21 protein-coding genes are annotated in these 21126 nt (G+C 63.4%); 6 read left to right on the top strand and 15 right to left on the bottom strand.

Annotated features, from left to right (window positions below; genetic code table 11):
- Positions 1-32: 32 nt before the first annotated feature.
- The 10 genes from P3C50_RS03995 to P3C50_RS03950 form a co-directional block, all read right to left on the bottom strand.
- On the bottom strand, positions 33-836 hold the full coding sequence (locus P3C50_RS03995) for a DUF4892 domain-containing protein (RefSeq protein ID WP_275544961.1): 804 nt from the start codon (positions 834-836) through the stop codon (positions 33-35).
- 139 nt (positions 837-975) lie between these two features.
- Positions 976-1839: an alpha/beta hydrolase gene (locus P3C50_RS03990; RefSeq protein WP_275544960.1), complete on the bottom strand. Its 864-nt coding sequence runs from the start codon at positions 1837-1839 to the stop codon at positions 976-978.
- Positions 1836-2639, bottom strand: coding sequence for an alpha/beta fold hydrolase (locus tag P3C50_RS03985; protein WP_275544959.1), 804 nt, complete (start codon positions 2637-2639; stop codon positions 1836-1838). The genes P3C50_RS03990 and P3C50_RS03985 overlap by 4 nt, the downstream gene beginning before the upstream one ends.
- 98 nt (positions 2640-2737) lie before the next feature.
- Positions 2738-3370 (bottom strand): LysE family translocator, encoded by a 633-nt coding sequence (locus tag P3C50_RS03980; protein WP_275544958.1) that lies wholly within the window; start codon positions 3368-3370, stop codon positions 2738-2740.
- Between the two features lie 42 nt (positions 3371-3412).
- A complete protein-coding gene (locus tag P3C50_RS03975) occupies positions 3413-4216 on the bottom strand; it encodes an AraC family transcriptional regulator (RefSeq protein WP_275544957.1) in 804 nt (267 codons plus the stop codon).
- A gap of 190 nt (positions 4217-4406) precedes the next feature.
- Positions 4407-4850: a hotdog fold thioesterase gene (locus P3C50_RS03970; protein WP_275544956.1), complete on the bottom strand. Its 444-nt coding sequence runs from the start codon at positions 4848-4850 to the stop codon at positions 4407-4409.
- Between the two features lie 56 nt (positions 4851-4906).
- Entirely contained in the window at positions 4907-6574 is a 1668-nt protein-coding gene (locus P3C50_RS03965) for an AMP-binding protein (protein WP_197856463.1), read from the bottom strand.
- A 184-nt stretch (positions 6575-6758) separates the two neighbouring features.
- Positions 6759-7217 carry a phosphohistidine phosphatase SixA gene (sixA, locus tag P3C50_RS03960; RefSeq protein WP_275544955.1) on the bottom strand — a complete coding sequence of 153 codons (459 nt, stop codon included), beginning with the start codon at positions 7215-7217 and terminating at the stop codon, positions 6759-6761.
- Entirely contained in the window at positions 7214-7561 is a 348-nt protein-coding gene (locus P3C50_RS03955; protein WP_275544954.1) for a DUF4389 domain-containing protein, read from the bottom strand. Before P3C50_RS03955 ends, sixA begins: the two co-directional genes overlap by 4 nt.
- Positions 7562-7582: 21 nt before the next feature.
- Positions 7583-8605: an NAD(P)H-dependent glycerol-3-phosphate dehydrogenase gene (locus P3C50_RS03950; RefSeq protein ID WP_017360809.1), complete on the bottom strand. Its 1023-nt coding sequence runs from the start codon at positions 8603-8605 to the stop codon at positions 7583-7585.
- Positions 8606-8809: 204 nt separating this feature from the next.
- Between P3C50_RS03950 and P3C50_RS03945 the strand changes: the two genes are divergently transcribed.
- The 3 genes from P3C50_RS03945 (at position 8810) to fabB (ending at position 12758) form a co-directional block, all read left to right on the top strand.
- Complete coding sequence (locus tag P3C50_RS03945; protein ID WP_275544953.1) at positions 8810-10792, top strand: ATP-binding protein; 1983 nt, start codon at positions 8810-8812, stop codon at positions 10790-10792.
- Positions 10793-11010: 218 nt separating this feature from the next.
- The gene (fabA, locus tag P3C50_RS03940) at positions 11011-11526 is read left to right on the top strand and encodes a 3-hydroxyacyl-[acyl-carrier-protein] dehydratase FabA (protein WP_197856459.1); all 516 of its coding nucleotides are present in this window, start codon (positions 11011-11013) and stop codon (positions 11524-11526) included.
- A gap of 11 nt (positions 11527-11537) precedes the next feature.
- Positions 11538-12758, top strand: coding sequence for a beta-ketoacyl-ACP synthase I (gene fabB, locus P3C50_RS03935; RefSeq protein ID WP_275544952.1), 1221 nt, complete (start codon positions 11538-11540; stop codon positions 12756-12758).
- A 57-nt stretch (positions 12759-12815) separates the two neighbouring features.
- Here fabB and P3C50_RS03930 read toward each other — a convergent pair whose 3' ends face one another.
- From P3C50_RS03930 to P3C50_RS03910, 5 genes are all read right to left on the bottom strand, one after another.
- On the bottom strand, positions 12816-14444 hold the full coding sequence (locus P3C50_RS03930) for a methyl-accepting chemotaxis protein (protein WP_275544951.1): 1629 nt from the start codon (positions 14442-14444) through the stop codon (positions 12816-12818).
- A gap of 134 nt (positions 14445-14578) precedes the next feature.
- Positions 14579-14929 (bottom strand): hypothetical protein, encoded by a 351-nt coding sequence (locus P3C50_RS03925; protein WP_275544950.1) that lies wholly within the window; start codon positions 14927-14929, stop codon positions 14579-14581.
- Positions 14930-14933: 4 nt separating this feature from the next.
- A complete protein-coding gene (locus P3C50_RS03920; protein ID WP_275544949.1) occupies positions 14934-15614 on the bottom strand; it encodes a dual specificity protein phosphatase family protein in 681 nt (226 codons plus the stop codon).
- On the bottom strand, positions 15611-16336 hold the full coding sequence (locus P3C50_RS03915) for a phosphatase PAP2 family protein (RefSeq protein ID WP_275544948.1): 726 nt from the start codon (positions 16334-16336) through the stop codon (positions 15611-15613). Before P3C50_RS03915 ends, P3C50_RS03920 begins: the two co-directional genes overlap by 4 nt.
- 9 nt (positions 16337-16345) lie before the next feature.
- Positions 16346-18310: an LTA synthase family protein gene (locus P3C50_RS03910; protein ID WP_275544947.1), complete on the bottom strand. Its 1965-nt coding sequence runs from the start codon at positions 18308-18310 to the stop codon at positions 16346-16348.
- A 103-nt stretch (positions 18311-18413) separates the two neighbouring features.
- On the opposite strand from P3C50_RS03910, the gene P3C50_RS03905 reads away from it, so the two are divergent.
- From P3C50_RS03905 to P3C50_RS03895, 3 genes are all read left to right on the top strand, one after another.
- Positions 18414-19097 (top strand): response regulator transcription factor, encoded by a 684-nt coding sequence (locus tag P3C50_RS03905; RefSeq protein ID WP_197856453.1) that lies wholly within the window; start codon positions 18414-18416, stop codon positions 19095-19097.
- Positions 19087-20355, top strand: coding sequence for a sensor histidine kinase (locus P3C50_RS03900; RefSeq protein ID WP_275544946.1), 1269 nt, complete (start codon positions 19087-19089; stop codon positions 20353-20355). Before P3C50_RS03905 ends, P3C50_RS03900 begins: the two co-directional genes overlap by 11 nt.
- 81 nt (positions 20356-20436) lie before the next feature.
- Entirely contained in the window at positions 20437-21126 is a 690-nt protein-coding gene (locus tag P3C50_RS03895; RefSeq protein ID WP_275544945.1) for a class I SAM-dependent methyltransferase, read from the top strand.

Below are 21126 nucleotides of genomic sequence, written 5' to 3'. Positions count from 1 at the left end.
GCGCTCTATAACAGGCGATTGCGAGCGATAGCTTAACGCAACAGACGCACGCTCAGAGCATCATCCGCAGCATCCCCAAGTTCCAGGCGCGCCTCGCGCACACGCTGCTCGATCAGCGCCTCGCGCCAGGCTTCGGCCTGACTGCCTGCCAGGGCGACTCGCAGGGTGCTGTCGAGGTTCAGGCTACGCGCCAGCACCGCCACCCAGGCGCTGTCGGCCTTGGCCTCGTCGGGCAGCTTCAACTGCCCATCGGTGCGCAGCTGACGCAGCAGGGTCGCTGGTGTCGGCAGCAGCTCGCCCAGTGCCGCGTCGGCATCCAGTTGCTCGGCGTGCAGGTAGGCACGGCGGTTGCCGCGGGTGATGCTGTACAGCGCCAGCAGACTTTCGTGATTCGGTTCGGCCAGGCGCAACAGAGCATAGGCCTGCTGATCGTCGGAGCCATACAGCGTGGCATTACCGAACACCGCGTTGGCCCACAGGTTGCTCGCACCACACTCGCGCCCCTGGCACCAATAGAGCAACTCGGCGCCCTGCTCCAGCAGCGTTTCCCGCGCCGCGGTAAATACCTGATCGGCGCTGTGAGTGCGCGGCAGTTCGTAGGTCACTGCGCTGTGCTGGCCCTGCACCAGGATCTCCCGCTCGTAACGCAAACGCCCGCTGATGCGGCGAATCGAACCTTGCGGGTAGATGCGCTCGACGTCGGGCGCCTCCTTGAATGCAACGATTTGGCTGGCAGGAAAGCGCGGCAACACTTCAAGGTCTCGGCTGCCGGGCAAATCCGCCGCCAACGCTACACCACTGCAGAGAGTGGCAAGCACAACGGAAAAAAGCTTCATACGCCCCATCATCCAGAGGTGCCCCGTACCAGGGAAACGGCAGGTGAACTTGCGAAGCAATGAATGGCGACGTTGAACGGGTCGATCATGCGATCCTCCATGGCAGACCGCCACACCTTTCCCCAGGGCCGCAGGCAAGTCAAGAAATGCGCAGGAATGGATTGAAACAATCCGCTACACGTTGTGCGCCCGCCTCGTCATCCAGGTGCAGGTGGTGGCCGCCCGGCAGACGGTGAATCTCGAACGGCAGATCCTCGAGCAGCGTCTGCAGCGCAGGCTGCGCACCCATCATGCCCTGCTCGGCCAGCACCAGGCTCACCGGGCACTGCAGCGCGCGGACGAATGTCTGGGCGTGCGCCCAACTCAGACGCAGCGGCGAAGGCAGTGTCAGACGAGTGTCGGTGCGCCAGGTGTAGCCGCCCGGCACCGGCATCAGGCCGCGCTGGGCGAGCAATTCGGCCGCCTCGCGGCTGACCGCACCGACGCCCTTCATGCGCGCTTCGACGGCTCGCGCCATCTCGGCATACACCGGCTTGCGCTTGTCACTTAGCGCCTGCCTGGCTCGCAACGCCTCGCCGAGCTTGGCCGGTGCCTGTTCGGCTTCGCCGGTGTATGGCACCAGACCATCGATCAACGCCAGTCGCGCAATCCGCTCGGGCATCGCCCCTGCCAGCAGCACCGCAGTGATTGCGCCCATGGAATGCCCGAGGATGGAAAACCGCTGCCAGCCAAACTGCTCGGCGACCTGCAGCACATCGAATGCGTAGTCCCACAGCGCATAACCGGCGCCGGCCGAACGGTGATCGGAGTGGCCGTGGCCGGCAAAATCCAGGGCGACGATACGCAGCCCCTCCAGCTTCGGCGCCAGGCGGGCGAAACTCGCTGCGTTATCCAGCCAACCATGCAAGGCCAGCACCGGCAACCCATCCTCCGGCCCATAGAGATGCGCCGCCAGTTCGATATGCGGCAGACTCAGGCGAACTTCTTCGAAACCTGCGTTCATGCGCTTTGCTCCTGATCGGCATCCCAACGGCTGAACAGCTGACGCAGCAGCTCGGCGGTGGCCTGCGGGCGCTCCAGTGGAAACATATGGCCGCCCGGCAGGTGGTGGTATTCCGCACGCGGCATGCGCCTGAGCAGCCGCGCATGGTGCGGCAGCACGACGCGACTGTGGCGCCCGCGCACCATGGCCAGCGGCACGGCCAGCTGCTGCGGCCGCCCCGGAGCGGTATGCGGCACGCTGCGATAGATGCTGATCTCGGTGGCAGGATCGAATTTCAGACGCAGGCCCTCCTCACCCGATTGCAGACCGTGACTGACATAGGCGTCCAGGCATTCCGGATCGAAACGGCGGAACAAACTTTTGCCGGCGAAGTAGGTACGCGCTTCGAGCAGATCGGCGAACGCCTCGCGGCGCCCCAGCGTGCGGCCGGCGGGCGTGATGCGGTCGATGAACCCGAAACGTTTGGCAGCACGGATCACCATGCGGTCGGCCAGGGTCAGCACCGGTGAATCGAGCATCACCACGCCGCGGTACAGCTCGGGGCGGAGCAAGGCGGCGTGATAGTGCAGCACGCCGCCAAGGGAATGGCCGACGCCCCAGACCGGCTCGCCACCACCCTCCAGGTGATGGATCAACTCATCGACCAGGTTGGACCAGTTGTCATTGACCGGAAAACGCGGGTCGTGGCCGTGTTGCTCCAGGTGCTGCACCTGGAAATCCGGTGCCAGCGCGGCGAACAGCTTGCCGTAGGTGGCAGACGGGAAGCCGTTGGCATGGGCGAAGAAGATCGGCTGCGGCATGCATCAAACTCAAGCTACGAATATGCCGAGATTCTCCGGCAGCCACCGGCCTGCGGCAATGACCGTAATGGCCATTGATGGCGGCGCAATGGTCAGGGCTATAACACCAGCCTGCCGATGATGCTCGCCGCCACCAGCAGAAACACTAGGCCGCAGACGAAGTCGATGGTCGGCGCCACCTGCAGCAGCCGCTGGCGCATCAGCGGGCGGCTCAGGGTGATACCAAGCAGGCTGAACCAGAACAGACTGAGGCCGAACAACAGCGCAGCGCAAGCCACCTTGCCGGGCAGCGACATGTCCGCCGGCACCAGACTGCTGAGCAGCGCCAGGAAGAACACCAGGGCCTTGGGGTTGCCCAGGTTGGTCAATACACCGCGCAGCCAGGGACCGAACAGCGAAGGCGCCAGCTCACCGTCCAGCCGCGTGGGCCCGGCGGCGCCGCGCCACCAGGCCTGTACCGCACCAAGGCCCAGCCAGCCCAGATAGAGCGCGCCGCCAACCTGCACCAGGTCGAACAGCCACTCGGTGCGACTGAGCAATAACGCCACGCCACTGAGCACCAGCGTGCCATGCAGAAGAATGCCGCAGGCCAGGCCCAAGGCACTGAGCAGGCCTGCACGCTGGCCCTGATGCAGGGAAGTACGCACCACCAGCGCCACATCGGGGCCGGGGCTGATAAGGGCCACCGCGAACACGGCAGCCAGCGACAGCAAGACGGACGTCTCCTGCATGGACGATCTCCAGGAAATTGAAAGATGAAATGTGCGGTTGAATCAGCCCTGGCGCAGGCGCGCCGGAGGCAGGCCGTAAGTACGGCGGAACAACCGCGAGAAGTGCGCCTGGTCGTAGAAGCCCAGGCGCAACGCGATCTCACTCAGGGGCTGCCCTGCCAGCACCAGCGGCAACGCCCGCTGCAGACGCAGCTGGGTCAACCACTGATGCGGCGGCAGGCCGGTATGCTGACGAAAACGCCGGAGCGCCTGCCACGGGCTCATGGCGCAGAAGGTGGCGATTTCCTCCAGCGAGGGCGGATCGTCCAGGCGACTTTCCAGCCAGTCGCGCAGCCGCTGCCAGGTGCGCTGATCGAAAACGCGATGCGGCTCGCTGACGCGCAATGTCGAGCCCATCTCCAACAGATGGGCCAGCGCCTGCCAGAGCGCCTCCTCCTGGGCCAACTGCGAACCGCCCAGCATCGCCGCATGAAAATGCTGCAGGTGCTGCGACAGCAAAGGGTGGCGCAAGCTGCTGGTAGTCAACCTCGGCGCCCCCTGGCGGCCGTCGCTCAGGGTTCGACTGGCTTCGTCCAGCCAGAAGGGATCGAAGGCCATCACCCGAATGCGGTAGCTCTCTCCATCCAGGCAGGCGCCGTCATGAATGCCTTCCGGCGCCATCAGAAGCACATCCCCTGCCCCGACGTGCCGCCGCTCACCACCATAGACGTAGCGATGCTGCCCCTGGATCAGCAGGCCGACGTGGTACTCCAGATGAAAATGCCGGGGAAAGGCAAAGCGGCGATATTCCGCGTCGATCAGGCGAACGCCGGGCAAGCTGCTCTGGATGTGAGTGATCTGGTCCATGGCGCGTACTGTAGCGCCACGGATCGGACAAATCTTGGATGAAATTGCAGATCATATAGCTTGGTCAAAGGCTAGCGAGCTAGCGCCAGGCAAGGCGAAACTAGGCGAAAAAGCGCAGTTTACAAGCTGTAAATGAGCATATTGAGGCTAGTTTCAACGCAGTATGGCCGACGCGCAGCAGCCTTTGCTCTCACAGCTTCGGCGGCTGCTCGCCCAACGGCACTATGGCCATGGTCAGCCGTGAAATGCAGCTGGGTTTGCCATCGTCGCCGCTGAGGCGGATGTCCCAGACATGCGTGGTACGCCCTAGATGCACCGGCCGGGCCACAGCATGCACGCGCCCGCTGCGCAGACCGCGCAGGTGGTTGGCATTGACCTCCAGGCCAACGCAGTAGAAGCGACTGCTGTCGATGCACAGGTAGCTGGCGGTAGAGCCGAGGGTTTCCGCCAGTACCACCGAGGCGCCACCATGCAGCAGGCCGTAAGGCTGATGAGTGCGCGGGTCGATCACCATGCTGGCGCTGAGCGATTCGTCGTCGAAGGACTCGAAACGAATGTCCAGCACCTCGCCGATGCTGTTCTTGAGCGTGGCGTTCAGTGCCGCTATGTCGGGGGTTCGTTGCCAGAGAGCCATGGACCTTTCCTTGGGCAAAAGGGAAAACAGGGCCGGCGTCACCGACCCGGCGACACTCAGTCGTGCCAGAGCACCGCTTCGCTGCGCTGCTGCCACTCGGCGAAACGCTCGCCGTAGGTGCCTTCGATCATCGCGCGCTTGATCTTCAGGGTCGGCGTGAGGAAGCCGTTCTCCACGGCCCAGACCTCCTTGACCAACACCAGGCCCTGCAGCCGCTCATGCTGGTCGAGGCGGTCGTTGACCTCGGCAAGCAACGCCTTGAGGCTGCTTTCCAGCTCATCACGGCTGTCGTTGGCCGCCTCCTGGCGCCCAACGTCGGACAGCACGCACAGCGCGATGGGTTGCGGCAAACCATCGCCGACCACGCAAACCTGCTCGATGCGCGAGTGTTCGCCGATGCGATTCTCGATCGGTGCGGGGGCCACGTACTTGCCCTTGCTGGTCTTGAAGATTTCCTTGATGCGCCCGGTAAGGCGCAGGTTGCCCTCGGCGTCCTGCTCGCCCTTGTCGCCGGTCCGCAGAAAACCATCGTCGGTCAGCGTCTCGGCGGTCTTGAGCGGATCCTTGTAATAGCCCTGCATGGTCGCACCGCTGCGCACCTGGACTTCACCATCCTCGGCGATGCGCACCTCGACGCCCGGGTTGTTCTGGCCAATCCAGCCCTGCTTGAACCGGCCGGGTAGGCAGACGTGGGAATACCCGCAGTTCTCGGTCATGCCGTAGACCTCCTGGATCTCCATGCCCAGGCGCCGATACCAGTTGAGCAGCGCCTCGGGTACCGGCGCTGCGCCGGACAACGCGTAGCGGATGGCGTCCAGCCCCAACCCGGCGAGCACCTTGCGGCCGATGAAGTGACCGATGATGGGCAGGCGCAGCAGGCGGTCCAGCTTCTGCGCCGGCATCTTGCTGTACACGCCCATCTGGAACTTGGTCCAGATGCGCGGCACCCCGAACATCACGGTCGGCCGCGCGCGCTTGAGGTCTTCGAGAAAGGTGTCCAGGCTCTCGGCGAAGAAGATCGTCTGCCCGGCATAGATCGAGGCCAGCTCGACGAACATGCGCTCGGCCACATGGCACAGCGGCAGGTAGGAGATAAGCCGGTCGTCCTCGCCCACCCCGAACAGCTTGATGGCATTGCTCGCCGCAAAACCGAAATTGGAGAAATTGTGCATGACGCCTTTCGGCGTACCGGTGGTGCCGGAGGTGTAGATGATGGTGGCCAGCTGGTTGGCGGCAGGCTTGGGGTCATCCTGGATCGGTGCGCTGCGCTGCAGATCATCCCAGCTGTAATCGAAATCGCCAGGCGGATGCAGTGGCAGGCTGACGGTAGGCAGGCCCTGCGGCAGCCCTGGCGCCATCGAGGCCCAGTCATCGAGTTTGCCGATGAAGGCAAGAGCGGCCTCGGAATGCTCCAGCACCTGGCGCATGGAGTCGGCGGTGAGGTTGGGATAAAGAGGGACTGAAACATGCCCCGCCATCCAGATCGCCAGATCGGTCACGATCCAGTGCGCGCAGTTCTTGGAAACGATGGCGATACGACTGCTCGGCGGCAGCTCGCGGCTGCGCAGCCAGTTGGCGACACGGCGCGCCTGTTCGCCGACATCGGCCCAGCTCAGCTCGAGCAGTTGGCCGCCCCCCAGAGGTTGCACCATGTAGCGTTTGTTCGGGTGCCTTGCTTCACGTTCGTAGAACAGCTCGAGCGGCAAACGGATTGCATCAGCCACAGGGCTTCCTCCTTTGTTGTTTTTGTAGGAATCAACCAAGCACTTGCTTGGTTGAATATTCCACGCAGACAAAAGAGGTGCAAGTTAAGAAATGTTTCTGGTTTAGGCAGACGGCAGGCGTGCCAGTGTGTGACCCCGACACATTAGTCGAGCTTGAGCTCCTGCCTGTAGCTTGGGGTTTGCCTCAATGCGGATGAATCAGCGCCAGCAGTTCCATCAGCCCGGCAGCCGGGATATCACCTTCCAATTCGGCCAGGCTGGCGGTGCGCATGGGCAACGGCTCCTGACGGTGGCCGTGGACCAGCAAGCCACCCAGGGCACCGATCAGCGGCTGGTGGCTGACCAACAGCACCTCGCCGCCCTCTCGCTCATCGAGAAATTTCAGGGCATCACGCGGATCACTGTCCGGCGTCAGCCAGGGCACCGTATTGATCTTACCGGCGAACCCCAGCGAGCTGCGCACCAGCTCGGCTGTCTGCTGAGCTCGCACGTAAGGACTGGCGATGATGGCGGTCAGGGGCCGACCGGCGAGCTGCGTGGCGGCCTGCTGCACTTCCTTGCGTCCATAAGCGGTGAGCTCGCGGGCGGCATCGCTGGCAGCCTGCGGTTCGGCCTCGCCATGGCGCAGCAGCCATAGCCTCACAGTTTGGGCTCCTCGTCGCGCACCGGGTGCGGCGCCGGCGGAATGCTGTGTGCGGTTTCGCCTTCCGGGGGACGCGGCGTCGGCCAATCGGCGAACGGCCAGGGCTTTTCATCGGTATTGAAGGTGCCGAAGCGGCCGATCTGCGCCAGGTACTGGCTGAGACTGTCGCCAAAGCCCAGCAGGCCGGCGTTCGGCGCAGCGTAGAACAGGCGGTAAGCCAGTTGCAGTAGCACGACCGCACCAAGCAGCAGCTCGGCCAGTTGCCAGACGATGAAGAAAATCACCATCCACAGAATGCGCAGCAGAATCGACTCGCGCTCCAACTCCTGCTTTTCGTCGCTCATGACTCACTCTCCTTGATTGATTCAGAAACCCGCAGTAGGGATGAAATCGACGTCGGTCTTGGGCTCGCCACGCATCAGCAGCTCGATGACCTGAGCCAGCGTACGCCCCTCAAAAAGGATGGCATGCAGGCCGGCGACCAGCGGCATGTAGACTTCCAGCTCTTCGGCGCGCGCCTTGAGCACCTTCAGCGTATTGACGCCCTCGGCGACCTCGCCAAGGCGCTGCACCGCCTCCTCCAGGCTGAGGCCTTCGCCCAGAGCGAAACCGACCTGATAGTTGCGGCTCTTCGGTGACGAACAGGTGACGATCAGGTCGCCGACGCCCGCCAGGCCGAGGAAAGTCATCGGATTGGCGCCGAGCTTGACTGCGAATCGGGTCATTTCCGCCAGGGCGCGGGTGATCAGCATGCTTTTGGTGTTCTCGCCCATGCCGAGCGCCGCCGCCATGCCGGACATGATCGCGTAGACGTTCTTCAGCGCACCGCCGAGTTCGACACCGAAACGGTCGGCACTGGCGTAGACGCGGAAGGTTCTGCCGTGCAGCGCTTGCTGCACGCGCAGACACAGTTCTTCGTCCTCACTGGCGATCACCGTCGCGGTCAGGGCGTGATCGGCCACTTCCTTGGCCAGGTTCGGCCCCGACAGCACGCCAATGCGCGCGTCGGGAGCGATCTCCTCGAGGATCTGGCTCATCAGTTTGAAAGTTTTAGCTTCGATGCCCTTCGTCGTGCTGATCAGCATCTTGCCCGCCAGTTGCCCCGCCACCGGCTGCAGGGCATCGCGCAGGGCGCTGGAAGGGAGCGCCACCAGTACCAGCTCGGCCTGCTGTAGCGCAGCGCCAAGATCACTGGTCGGCTCGATACCACGGTGCAGCTTGACGCCCTTCAGATAGCGCGGGTTTTCGCCACTCTGGCGCATCTGCTCGGCCTGCTCGGGATCGCGCATCCATTGCAGGACACGCTGGCCGTTCTCCGCCAGCAGGTTGGCCAGGGCGGTGCCGAAGCTGCCGCCGCCGAGGACGGCAATGGGTTGGGGCTGAGTCATAGTTCTTCCGAATGAGGCCATGCGTGATGGCGGTCTGCGGGCATTATACGGAGCCGAGAGTGCCCGGCCAGGGCAAAAGTTCAGTGGCGGCCGCACGTTGACGGGCGCTAACGAGAATTAGCGCAGAGTGCGCGCGCCTGGCACTGGCAAAGTGCGACGGGTCGGTTAACATGCTGGATCGACGTTAATTGCCAAGGACGATTCGTGCCCACAGGCAGCCCCTTGCCCCCGCCCTGCCCCTCTCGCCAACAGGCGGCAGAGCCGCAGCCCACCAGGGATGGTATAGCCACTGGGCAGCGCCGTGGCTGGAATATCCATACCCGCACCCAGCTGATCAGCGTCGGCCCGGCACTGCTGCTGACGCTGTTGCTGACCGGTTTTCTCACCTTCACCCGCCTGCAGGACCTGCGCCAGGAGCAGGGCCATACCGGTCAACTGATCGCCAATCAGCTCGCACCGGCCACTCAGTACGGCGTGCTCAATGACAACCTGGACACTCTGGAAAGCCTGTTGCGCGCTACCCTGAGCACGGCCGACGTGCGCTTTGCCGAGGTTCGCGACCGCGACGACAATATTCTGGTCTACGTCGAGCGCCCCAAGGAACCAGGCCACAGCACGCCGGAGGTGGAGGTGTTTCAGGCGCCGATTCACCTGCAAGGGCCGCCAGGCCGCGGGCTGGCCTTGCCACCGTTGGGCAAGGCGATCGGCGATGGCTACCTGGGTCGGGTCATCGTGGGCATGTCCAATGACACCTTCAATACCCGCCAGCAGGAAATCCTGCTCAAGGCCGGGGTTCTCTCGCTGTTCGCCCTGCTGCTCACCTTCCTCCTCGCCCGCCGCCTGGCCAGACGCCTCGCGCAACCGCTCAGCGCCATGGGTCAGGCTCTGGAACGCATTCAGAGCGGCGATTACCGCCCCTCCCTGATCGAGCGTGGCAACGACGAACTGACCGATCTGGCCAGGCACATCAACAACCTAGCCTGCGCACTCGAAAAAAGCGGCCTGGAACAACAACAGGCGATCGCCCAGCTGATCCAGGCCCGCGAGGAGTCGGAGCAGGCCAACCGCGCCAAGTCGGACTTCCTGGCCATGATGAGCCACGAGCTGCGCACCCCGATGAACGGCGTGCTGGGCATGCTGCAGTTGCTGGAAACCACCAGCCTGAACGACGAGCAGAGCGAGTACGCGGCGCTGGCGACAGAGTCCACCGAGCACCTGCTCAAGGTGATCAACGACATTCTCGATTTCTCGCGCATCGAACGCGGGGCACTGGAACTCGAAGCCATTTCCTTCAACCTGCTGGACCTGTTGCAGGGCTCCATTCAGGTCTTCCAGCACAGCGCCCAGCAGCGCGGCCTGCAACTGCTGCTGGACGCTCAACCGGGCCTGGAGGGATTGGAGGTAAGCGGCGACCCCACACGTATACGGCAGATTCTGGTCAACCTGATCGGTAACGCGCTGAAGTTCACCGAAGAAGGTCACATCCGCGTGGAAACACACTGGCAGCCACTGGACGACCAGGTGCTGTGGTTCACCTGTGCCGTACGCGACAGCGGCATCGGTATCGACGGCGAACGCCTGGAACATATGTTCGATGCCTTCCAGCAGGCAGATACGTCCATTTCCAGACGTTACGGCGGCACCGGTCTCGGCCTGCCGATCGCCCGCACCCTGGCCGAGCGCATGGGCGGTACCCTGCGTGCAGAAAGCCAATTGGGCGAGGGTTCGGTCTTCACCCTCGAGGTTCCGCTGCCATTTCGCACCTGCAACGAGCAGGCTCAGCGCAGTGACATCCTGACGCTCGGCAGCGGTGAGGGTCAGGCAGTACTATTGGTCGAGGACAATCCGGTCAACCAGACGGTGATCGAGGCCATGCTGCGCAGCCTGGGCTATCAGGTCAGCCTGGTCGGCGACGGCCAGCAAGCCGTGCAAAGCTGCAGCCAGCACGACTACGCAGCAATCCTCATGGACTGCCGGCTGCCGCTGATGGACGGCTACGAAGCGACGCGGCAGATCCGCCAGCTCGAACAGGGGCAGCAGGTGCCGATCATCGCCCTGACCGCCAACGCCCTGCAGGGCGACCGCGAAGCCTGCCTGGAGGCGGGAATGAACGATTACCTGGCCAAACCGTTCAAACGAGCAGATCTGCAACGCATTCTGCTGCGTTGGCTACCTGCTCGATCCTAAGCGCGATGGGCCCGTGACAAGCTGGAGTTACAAGGGGAAACTGCTGGGCCTGTGACAACGCACAGCCAGCGGAGTACAACTGTACTCACAGCGCTGTGACTTTCACCACAACGCAACAGTCTATGACTAGGCTGCCGGCAGTCGCCCCTATTTTTCAGGCGCGCCGGCCAGGACGATTCGCCCAGCCTTAGAAGCATGGGGATAATTGAGGAGCTCGCATGACAAAACAAAACGCCTACTCTCGGGAAGACCTGCTCGCCTGCGGCCGCGGCGAACTGTTCGGCCCCGGGAACGCGCAACTGCCCGCCCCGAACATGCTGATGATCGATCGCATCGTTCACATCAGCGAGACCGGCGGCAAGCACGGCAAGGGCGAAATTGTCGCTGAGCTCGACATCAACCCGGACCTGTGGTTCTTCGGCTGCCACTTCGAAGGTGACCCGGTCATGCCAGGCTGCCTCGGCCTCGACGCCATGTGGCAGCTGGTCGGCTTCTATCTGGGCTGGCAAGGCAATCCCGGCAAGGGCCGCGCCCTGGGCTCGGGTGAAGTGAAATTCTTCGGCCAGGTACTGCCGACCGCCAAGAAAGTCACCTACAACATTCATATCAAACGCACCATCAACCGCTCGTTGATCCTCGGCATCGCCGATGGCAGCGTCAGCGTCGACGGCCGCGAGATCTACAGTGCCGAAGGCCTGCGCGTTGGCCTGTTCACCTCTACCGACAGTTTCTGAAGGACTTGCACATGCGTCGTGTCGTGATTACCGGTCTGGGCATCGTTTCCTGCCTGGGCAATGACAAAGAAGCCGTTGCCGACAGCCTCCGCGCGGGCAAATCCGGCATCCGTTTCAACCCGTCCTACGCTGAAATGGGCCTGCGCAGCCATGTTTCCGGTTCGGTCAACCTGAACCTGGAAGAGCTGATCGACCGCAAGCTGTTCCGCTTCATGGGCGACGCCGCAGCCTACGCCTACCTGGCGATGGAGCAGGCGATCCAGGATTCCGGACTCAGCGAAGAGCAGATCTCCAACCCGCGCACCGGCCTGATCGCCGGTTCCGGTGGCGCTTCCACCGTCAACCAGATGGAAGCCATCGACACCCTGCGCGAGAAAGGCGTCAAGCGCGTCGGTCCGTACCGCGTGACCCGCACCATGGGCAGCACCGTATCGGCGTGCCTGGCCACGCCGTTCAAGATCAAGGGCGTCAACTTTTCCATCTCCTCGGCCTGCGCCACCAGCGCACACTGCATCGGCCAGGCCATGGAGCAGATCCAGCTGGGCAAGCAGGACGTAGTCTTCGCCGGTGGCGGTGAAGAGGAACACTGGAGCCAGAGCTGCCTGTTCGACGCCATGGGCGCCCTCTCCACCCAGTACAACGAAACCCCGGAAAAAGCCTCGCGCGCTTACGACGCCAAGCGTGACGGTTTCGTCATCGCCGGCGGCGGCGGCATGGTCGTGGTCGAGGAGCTGGAACACGCCCTGGCCCGTGGTGCCAAGATCTACGCGGAAATCGTCGGCTACGGCGCTACCAGCGACGGCTACGACATGGTCGCCCCGAGCGGCGAAGGTGCCATCCGCTGCATGCAGCAGGCCCTGGCCACCGTCGACACGCCAATCGACTACCTGAACACCCATGGCACCTCCACTCCGGTCGGCGATGTCGCCGAAATTCGTGGCGTACGTGAAGTGTTCGGCGACAAGGCCCCGGCCATCAGCTCGACCAAGAGCCTGTCCGGCCACAGCCTCGGCGCTGCAGGCGTGCAGGAAGCGATCTACTGCATGCTGATGATGGAAGGCAACTTCATCGCCGGCTCGGCCAACATCGACGAGCTCGACCCGGAAGTCGCCGACCTGCCGATCCAGCGCAAGACCGTCGAGAACGCCAAGCTCGACACCGTAATGAGCAACAGCTTCGGCTTTGGTGGCACCAACGCCACCCTCGTGCTCAAGCGCTGGGCCGGCAAGTAATTGCTGCTGCGGTAAAGAAACGGCGCCTTCGGGCGCCGTTTTCGTTTGTCCCGCGCCTCAGACTTTGAAGCGCGCCACCAGGTTATTGAGGTCGACTGCCAGGCGCGATAGCTCCTGGCTCGCTGCGCTGGTTTGATTGGCACCAGCGGAAGTCTGCATCGACAAGTCGCGGATATTCACCAGGTTGCGGTCCACCTCGCGCGCCACCTGTGCCTGCTCCTCGGATGCGCTGGCGATAACCAGGTTGCGCTCGTTGATCGAGGAAATCGCCTGGGTGATCTGCTCCAGCGCGACGCCTGCGGCCTGGGCCACTTCCAGCGTCGAACGGGCGCGGCCATTGCTGCTCTGCATGGCGTTGACGGCGCGATCCGTACCGCTCTGGATGCCGCCGATCATCTGCTCGATCTCCTGGGTCGACTGCTGGGTGCGATGCGCCAGCGCGCGTACTTCGTCCGCGACCACGGCGAAGCCGCGCCCGGCATCGCCAGCACGGGCCGCCTCGATGGCCGCGTTGAGCGCCAGCAAGTTGGTTTGCTCGGCAATCGAACGAATCACGTCGAGCACCTTGCTGATTTCGTGCACGCGCTGCGCCAGCTGTTCCACCTCTCCCGACGTGGTGGTGACATCGGCGGCCAGCTGGCCAATCGAGTCGACGGTCTGGCGCACCTGCTCGCGTCCTTGCTGCGCAGTGACGTTCGATTCACGCGACGCCTCGGAGGTGCTTACCGCATTACGCGCCACCTCTTCGACTGCCGCGGTCATCTCGTTGACCGCCGTAGCCGCCTGCTCGATCTCGGTGTTCTGCTGATGCAGCCCGCGGGTCGAATCCTCGGTCACCGCGTGCAGCTCCTCCGACGCCGAGGCCAGCTGGTTGGACGAATCGGCAATGTTCTGGATGGTGGTGCGCAGGCTTTGCTGCATGGTTTTCAGGGCAGCGAGCAGACGTGCTGGCTCGTCCTTGCCCTCGATCTGGAAATTCTGGGTCAGATCACCCGAAGCGACGATTTCTGCAGCTTCGACCGCCTGTTTCAGCGGCGCGACGATACTGCGTGTCAGCAGCATTGCGAGGATCACGGTCGCGATAGCGGCCAGTACGACCGCCAGGATGACCCCGTAACGCGCATTGTCATTGGCCGCAGCGATGTTGGCTACCGCGCTGCTGACCCCGGTGTCGTTGAGCGTAGCGAGTTCGGTCAATGCAGCAGCCAGAGCGTCGGCATGCCGACTCAACACGTCGGTAGCGAACCTGGCCGTGGCAGCATCGAAGTTACCGCCCTGAGCCAAGCGCAGAATCTCGGCGCGCTCTGCCAGGTAGTTCTTTTCTGCATCCAGGAATCGCTGAAAGACCTGCCGCTCTTCCTGAGAGCTGATCAACGCTTCGTAACGCTCACGCACGCTGCTGGCGTGATCGAGCATCCCATTGGCGCGCGCAATCCCCTGCTCGGCCTTTTGCGTATCGCGTTCGACCAGTATGCGCAGGGTCAGGGCACGCACGCGCAGGATCGTCTGAGACAGATCGTTCAGCGCCATGATGCTAGGCACCCAGTTCTTCTCGACTTCCTGCGATTGCTTCTTGATGTTGTCCAGCGTCAGTAGTACCCACGCGCCCATCAGCACCATGAACAAGGCGACCAGACCAAAACCGAGCCCGGAGCGAGGGGCGATTGATAGATTCCGCAGCGACATGTTGTGAAACTCCCATTGCACGCAAAAATTGAGTCATCCTCAGCCATACCTGGCGGAGAATCAGATAGGACGGTGCTTGCCCCTCTTTTTTATCGGCGACATTTCCGTGCACTTGATCACGAAAAAAAGAGAATTTACCGACGCAAGGCCCTCGCCATCGTTTGATCGACATGCCGACGCCATTCCTGGTCGCGCCAGTGGTCCTCTCGGCGCTGCTCCCAGTCATCGATACGTTGCGCGTTTTCGCACTGCTGAAATCCATCGTCCCAGCCCTGTGCGTACAAAAGTTCGTACCGGTACCGCGGCACATCCTTGGCGAACTTACCGAGCGGGCCAGCCGCCGAGCGACCGCTGCTGCAGCCGGCTTCGAAACCATCGACGAAAGCTGACGGATAATTGGCCGCCTGCATCTGCTCACGCAGGCTCTGGCAGCCGCTAATGGCCAGGAGAAACAGGCCGCCAAGCACAAGACACGGAAGTTTCATCGGTTCACGCCCTCTCGATCATGCCCAGCAAGCGCTCGCTGAATGCGCACATTGCCCACCGGCTGGTGCTGCACGCGCCGCTGGCCAGTGCCGAGCGCAACGCCGGGATATCGGCGTGGCGCAGGTAACGCTCGGCATCATCCATGCGCGACTCACCACCAAAGCCGCCGCCGCGCATTTCCGCCAGTGCCTGCTCCTTGCTCCAGTGCTGGTAGATCACCCGGTAAAGGGCGGCGACCAGCCCGGTTCTGTTCTGCCCGTGCTTGCAGTGAATCAACACCGGACCACGGCTCTGCGCCTGACGAATGCTGCGCAGCACTTCGATGACGTCGACATCGTCGATGCGGTCGGTACGCAGCGGCAGATGCACCTGAACAACCTTGGGATTCTTCAGCCAGTGCTCATCGCCGCGCTGATAGAAGTTGATCACCGTGGCGATGCCCAGCGTCTGCAGCTCAGGCAAATCCCTGGCCCTCGGCAAGGCGCTGCGATAGAGATTTGGCACCATGCGATAGAGGTTGATGCGGCTGTCCAGCGGCTGCGCCCAGCTGGCCGGACGCACGGTTTGCACCGGCACTGGCGCAGTGGTGGCGGCCCAGGCCATGCTCAAGGGCAGCGCCAGCAGCGCACCAAAAAATACCAGCGTGGCCAACGCCAGACGCAGCCCCGGTAGGAATCTGTTCATCGGCAGGTTTCTCTCCATTCAAGCGAGTTGCGCGATGGCTGTTCGGCAGGTGCGCGATAGAGCAGCCAGCGGTAAGTCAGCACGCAGATGATCCAATCGATCAGCAGCGTCCACAGGTTGTGCGAGAGAAAGTGTGCGCCTTGCAGCATGCGCCCCAGGGAGAACAGCGAGCCGAGCCCCAGCGCCACCAGCAGCGCGATACGTGCCATCCGCGGCCTGCGGTCACGCAGGACGAAGAACAGCGCCAGCAGCGAGAACCCCGCCGAAGCATGGCCGCCTGGCCAGCAGCGGCCGGGATTGGCGGTCGGCGCGCGCTCGGCCAGCAGCGGCGTGAATTGCTCCTGGCCGCCGAACTCGCTCAGGCTCCAAGGGCAGTGCATGCCGGTGAGCGTTTTCAGCGGGGTGACCAGGGAAGTCGACAGCCCCAGTGCCAGCACCAGGTAACCGAGCTGACGACGCCAGACGCGCAGCCGCGTCGGCAGCAGGCTGAGCACAAAGCCTGCGATAGCCAGCGCACCGAGCAGGATCAGCGCCTGCTTGGCGCGGTCATGCAGGATGTCCTCGAGCCAGAAGCTGCTACGCCCGATGAAACCCAGTCCGGGTTCGTAGAACAGCCGCGCCAGGGCAAAATCCACCGGGCTGGGATCGAACGCCAGCAGCAGCGCCATCAGCAGTACCGGTATACTGAGCGCCACGCGAAAGTCGAAATAACGGGACGACATTTCCACTCCTTAGCGCGCGCTGAGTTGCTGGCTGGATTGGGCGTCTGGATGCCAGGCCATCAGGTGTTTACCGAAGGCATGACTGGCACCCTGGTAATAGGCGATGTCACGACGCAGCAGCGGATCGTCGCCATCGCTGCGCGACTCATGACTCAGCCCCAGGGCGTCGTCATGGCGGCGCATGCCCCGGCGCGGGCTGAGGATCGCCAGGTCCTTGCCGTCGAACAGTCCAAGATGCTGGTAGTTGCCCAGCAGCGCGCGGCCTGCGGGATGATCAGCGCGTAACAGGTTGCGGCCGAAGAAGGTGGAGACGTAATCCAGATTGAGCAGGCCGAGCAGCGTCGGCGCCACGTCGATCTGGCTGGCGACGTCGGCGTATTCGGCCGGTTTGACGTATTTCGGGGCGTAGATGAACAGCGGGATGTGGTAGTTGGCCACCGGCAGATCCTCACGCCCGGCGCTACCGGCGGTATGGTCGGCGACGAAGACGAATAGCGTCTGATCGAACCAGGGCTTGCTGCGCGCCTCGGCGAGGAACTGGCCGATGGCGTAATCGGTGTACTTCACTGCCCCTTCGCGCCCCTCGCCGGAGGCAATGTCGATGCGCCCGTCCGGGTAGGTGTAGGGACGGTGGTTGGAGGTGGTCATCAGTTGCAGGAGGAACGGCTTGCCGGCGGCGTGATCGGCATCGGCCACCTTGATCGCCTGGCGATAGAGGTCCTCGTCGGCCATGCCCCAGGCGTTCTGGAAGCTCATCTCGGCCTCGTCGACGCTGCTCTGGTCGACGACGCGATAACCGTTGCCGCCGAAGAAGGCGTTCATATTGTCGAAATAGCCGCGGCCGCCGTAGACGAAGACGCTGTCGTAGCCCTGAGCGCTCAGTTGCTGGCCCAGGCTGGCGTAACCGGACTCATGGCCGATGCGCTTGACGATGGAGCGCCCCGGTGTCGGCGGTACCGACAGGGTCAGCGCCTCCAGACCGCGGTCGGTGCGCGTGCCGGTGGCGTAGAGGTTGGTAAAAACCAGGGCGTGCTTGCGCAGCTCATCGAGGTTCGGGGTCAGCCCGCGGGTGTCGCCGAAACTGCCCAGATACTTGGCACTCAGGCTCTCGATGGTCACCAGCACCACATTGAGCTTACGCGGCGAGCCGGGGTTGTCGATCAGCCGGCGGATGTCCTGCGGATCGCTGCCGATGAAACGGGCATTGGGCTCGGCCACCTCGGTACGCAACTGAGCGGCCACCGTCTGTTCTGGCAAGGTGGCGTAGAACTGCTGGTAATCCAGCTCGTTGTTACGGAATGCGGCGAAGAACTGGTACGGCCCGTTGCTGGCCAGCTCGCGCTGGTAGGTGTTGCCACCCAGGCCACGCGGCGCGTCCTGCCCGACCAGGCCACTGCACAGGCCTGCCAGCAACGCCAGCATGACCAGCGTACAGAAAGCCTGCAGCGCAGGCAGGCGCGGTGCCTCCAGTGCGGCCCGCAGCGGTCGTCGCAGCGCCAGCGTCAGGCCTATGGCCAGGATCGCCAGCAGGGCCAGCAAGGGATAGATCGGATAGGACTCAAGGATGTTGTCCACCACTTCCTTTGAATAGACGAGGTAGTCCACGGCGATGAAGTTGAAGCGCACACCGAACTCGTCCCAGAACAGCCATTCGGCTACGGCAGTGAAGAACATCGCGAACAGGCTGACGGCCACCAGGGCGACCAGCAGGCGCTGATGCCAGCGACGGCGCCATAACCAGGCCGGACAGAGCATCAGGTACAGGGTCAGCGGCAGCGGCAGCGCGGCGTACACCAGGAAGCTGAGGTCATAGACCAGGCCGACGCCATACAGGCCAAGCAGCCCCGGCAGCGTCACGCCCGCATCGCCCAGGTGCCCGAGCAGCAATGCGCTGCGGGTGAGAAAAAACACTGCCAGCCAGGCCAGCAGAATTATCGACAGATAACGAAGTTGCGCGCAATGAAGCCGTGGCATCGTATGATCCTTGCAGAATGAACGAGCCGCAGTCTGCGAGGCGCACCGTGAGCCTCTCGTCAAAGCCGTGTGAAAAAATCGTCAAACCCAGGAATTACTCGCGATGCGCATTCTGGTCATCGAAGACAACCGAGATATTCTCGCCAACGTGCTCGACTACCTGCAGCTCAAGGGCTTTTCCGTCGATTGCGCACAGGACGGCCTGAGCGGCCTGCACTTGGCCAGCAGCGGTCATTACGATTTGATCGTGCTGGACATCATGCTGCCGGGCATCGACGGCTATCAGGTATGCAAGCGCCTGCGCGAGGATGGTCGCAGCGAAGTACCGATCCTGATGCTCACTGCGCGAGATGCTCTGGATGATCGCCTGAAAGGACTCAATGCCGGCGCCGATGACTATCTGATCAAGCCCTTCGCGCTGTCCGAGCTGGTTGCACGTATCGAGGCGATCCTGCGCCGCAGCCGCGGCAGCCGCACACGCCAGCTGCAGGTCGCCGACCTCAACTACGACCTCGACACCCTGCACGTCAGCCGCGCCGGCCAAGCGCTCAAACTCAACCCGCTGGGCCTCAAGCTGCTGGCCATTCTCATGCAGCGCAGCCCGGCGGTGGTGCGCCGTGAGGCGCTGGAAGAAGCGCTGTGGGGCGACGACTGCCCGGACAGCGACAGCCTGCGCAGCCATGTCCACCAGTTACGCCAGGTGCTCGACAAACCCTTCCCCACGCCGCTGCTGCACACCATTCACGGTATCGGTTATCGCCTGGCGGAGAGCTCCGATGCTGTCTAGGCAGCCGTTCGAGCGGCGCATCCTGATCGCCTTCATCCTGATGACTGCGGTGGTCAGCGGGCTGTTCTCGTTGAGCATCGTCGGCGTGGTGCATTTCATCGAGGAACACCTGGTTTCCCAGGAGATGAGCCGCGAGCTGGGCGAAACGCTGAACGAGGACATTCGCCAGGGACGCCCCCCGCGCCTGGATTCCAGCACCCGCTTTTTCTCGTCCAATTACCCCGACTATGCAATCCCGCCCGAATACGAGGGTCTGCAGGAAGGTTTCAACGAGGTCGTCAGTGGCGACGAGGCGTATTACGTTTACGTGCAGCAGATCAATGGCGAGACCTACCTGCTGGTGCAGGAGCAGCAGGAGTTCGAAGCCCGCGAAAATGCGCTGTTCAATGTAGTGCTGGCGGGTTTCCTGCTGACCGTCATCGCCGCCTGGGGTCTGGGCCTGATCATGGCGCGCAAGGTGATGGCGCCTATCAGCCGCCTGGCGCAGCAGGTGCGTCACCGTGATCAGCTGCATCCGCTGGCGCCACCGCTGGCACCGGATTACCCCAATGATGAAGTCGGCCAGTTGGCCGCCGCCTTCGACAGCACCCTGGGCCAGGTGCGCCAGTCATTGGAACGCGAGCGCCTGTTCACCAGCGATGTCAGCCATGAGCTGCGCACGCCGCTGATGGTCATCGCCACCTCCTGCGAGCTGCTCGCCGAGGCGCCATTGAGCCCGCGCGAGAAGGAACAGGTAGCACGCATTGCCCGCGCCAGCGAAGAGATGCGTGAGCTGGTACAGACCTTCCTGCAGCTGGCGCGGGACAAGAGCAACGAAGCGGCATTCGTTGGCGACCGCAGCCTGGCCGCCATCGCCAATGAACAAGCCAGCCGCTGGGGCGCACTGATGAAGGAGAAGGGGCTGGATTTCCAGCTGATCGAGGAAGGCCAGGATGACGGGCGCTACAATGCGACCTTTCTCGCCACGGTGATGGCCAATCTGCTACGCAATGCCCTGCACTACACCGAGCGCGGCGAGGTGCGCCTGATTCTCGAGTCCGGCGCCTTTCGCATCGAAGACAGCGGCACCGGTATTGCCGCCGAGCAGCGCGAGCGCATCTTCCAGCCCTTCGTGCGCGGCGACCAGGCCCGCGGAGAGGGCCTCGGCCTGGGCCTGTCGCTGGTCAAGCGCATCTGCGCCAAACAGGGGTGGCAGGTCAGCCTGGAGAGTGAGCCGGGCCATACGCGCTTTCGCGTGACACTCAACAATGGCGCTTGACGAAATTTTCACATCCCTTTGACGGGACCTTGATGCACGACTCCCTAAGGTGGCGAACATCTCCATCAAGGGACGTTCGTCATGCCCAAGCCCAGCCCCATCGAACTGGATTTTTCCCGCAAGTACGATTTCGACCACGCCCAGCAATACCTGCACAAACATCAGGACGGCTTGTCCCGGCGCCTGTCGCATTGGCGTGATGTACAGGTGGCGCGTCGTGCATTGCAGCTGGCCGCTCAGCCTAACCTGGTACTCGACCTGCCCTGCGGCGCCGGCCGCTTCTGGGCGATGCTTTGCGAACAGCCGAACCGGGTGATCCTCGCCGCCGACAACTCTGCCGACATGCTTGCCACCGCGCGTGCCGCGCAGGCGCCCGAGGTGGTGGCGAGAGTCAACAGCCTGCGCACCTCGGCCTTCGCTATCGACCTGAGTGCCAATGCAGTGGACTGCATCTTCTGCATTCGCCTGCTTCATCACATCGAGTCGGCCGAGCACCGTCTGGCCATCCTTCGCGAGTTCCATCGAGTCAGCCGCGACACGGTGATCGTCTCGCTGTGGGTCGACGGCAACTACAAGGCCTGGAAACGTCGGCGCCTGGAGGCCCGGCGCGCCGCTCAGGGCGGTGCAGAGCCGAATCAGAACCGCTTCGTCGCTCCTCGCAAGACACTGGAGGATGAGTTCCGCCAGGCCGGCTTCGCCATACTCGGCCACCTGGACTTCCTGCCCGGCTACGCCATGTGGCGCACCTACGTGCTGCGCAAGGTGGCCTGA

This window comes from Pseudomonas sp. Marseille-Q0931 (assembly GCF_940789645.1).
GTDB lineage: Bacteria > Pseudomonadota > Gammaproteobacteria > Pseudomonadales > Pseudomonadaceae > Aquipseudomonas.
The sequence above is the reverse complement of the archived record's forward strand: the minus strand, read 5'-3'. Positions and strand labels throughout refer to the sequence as shown.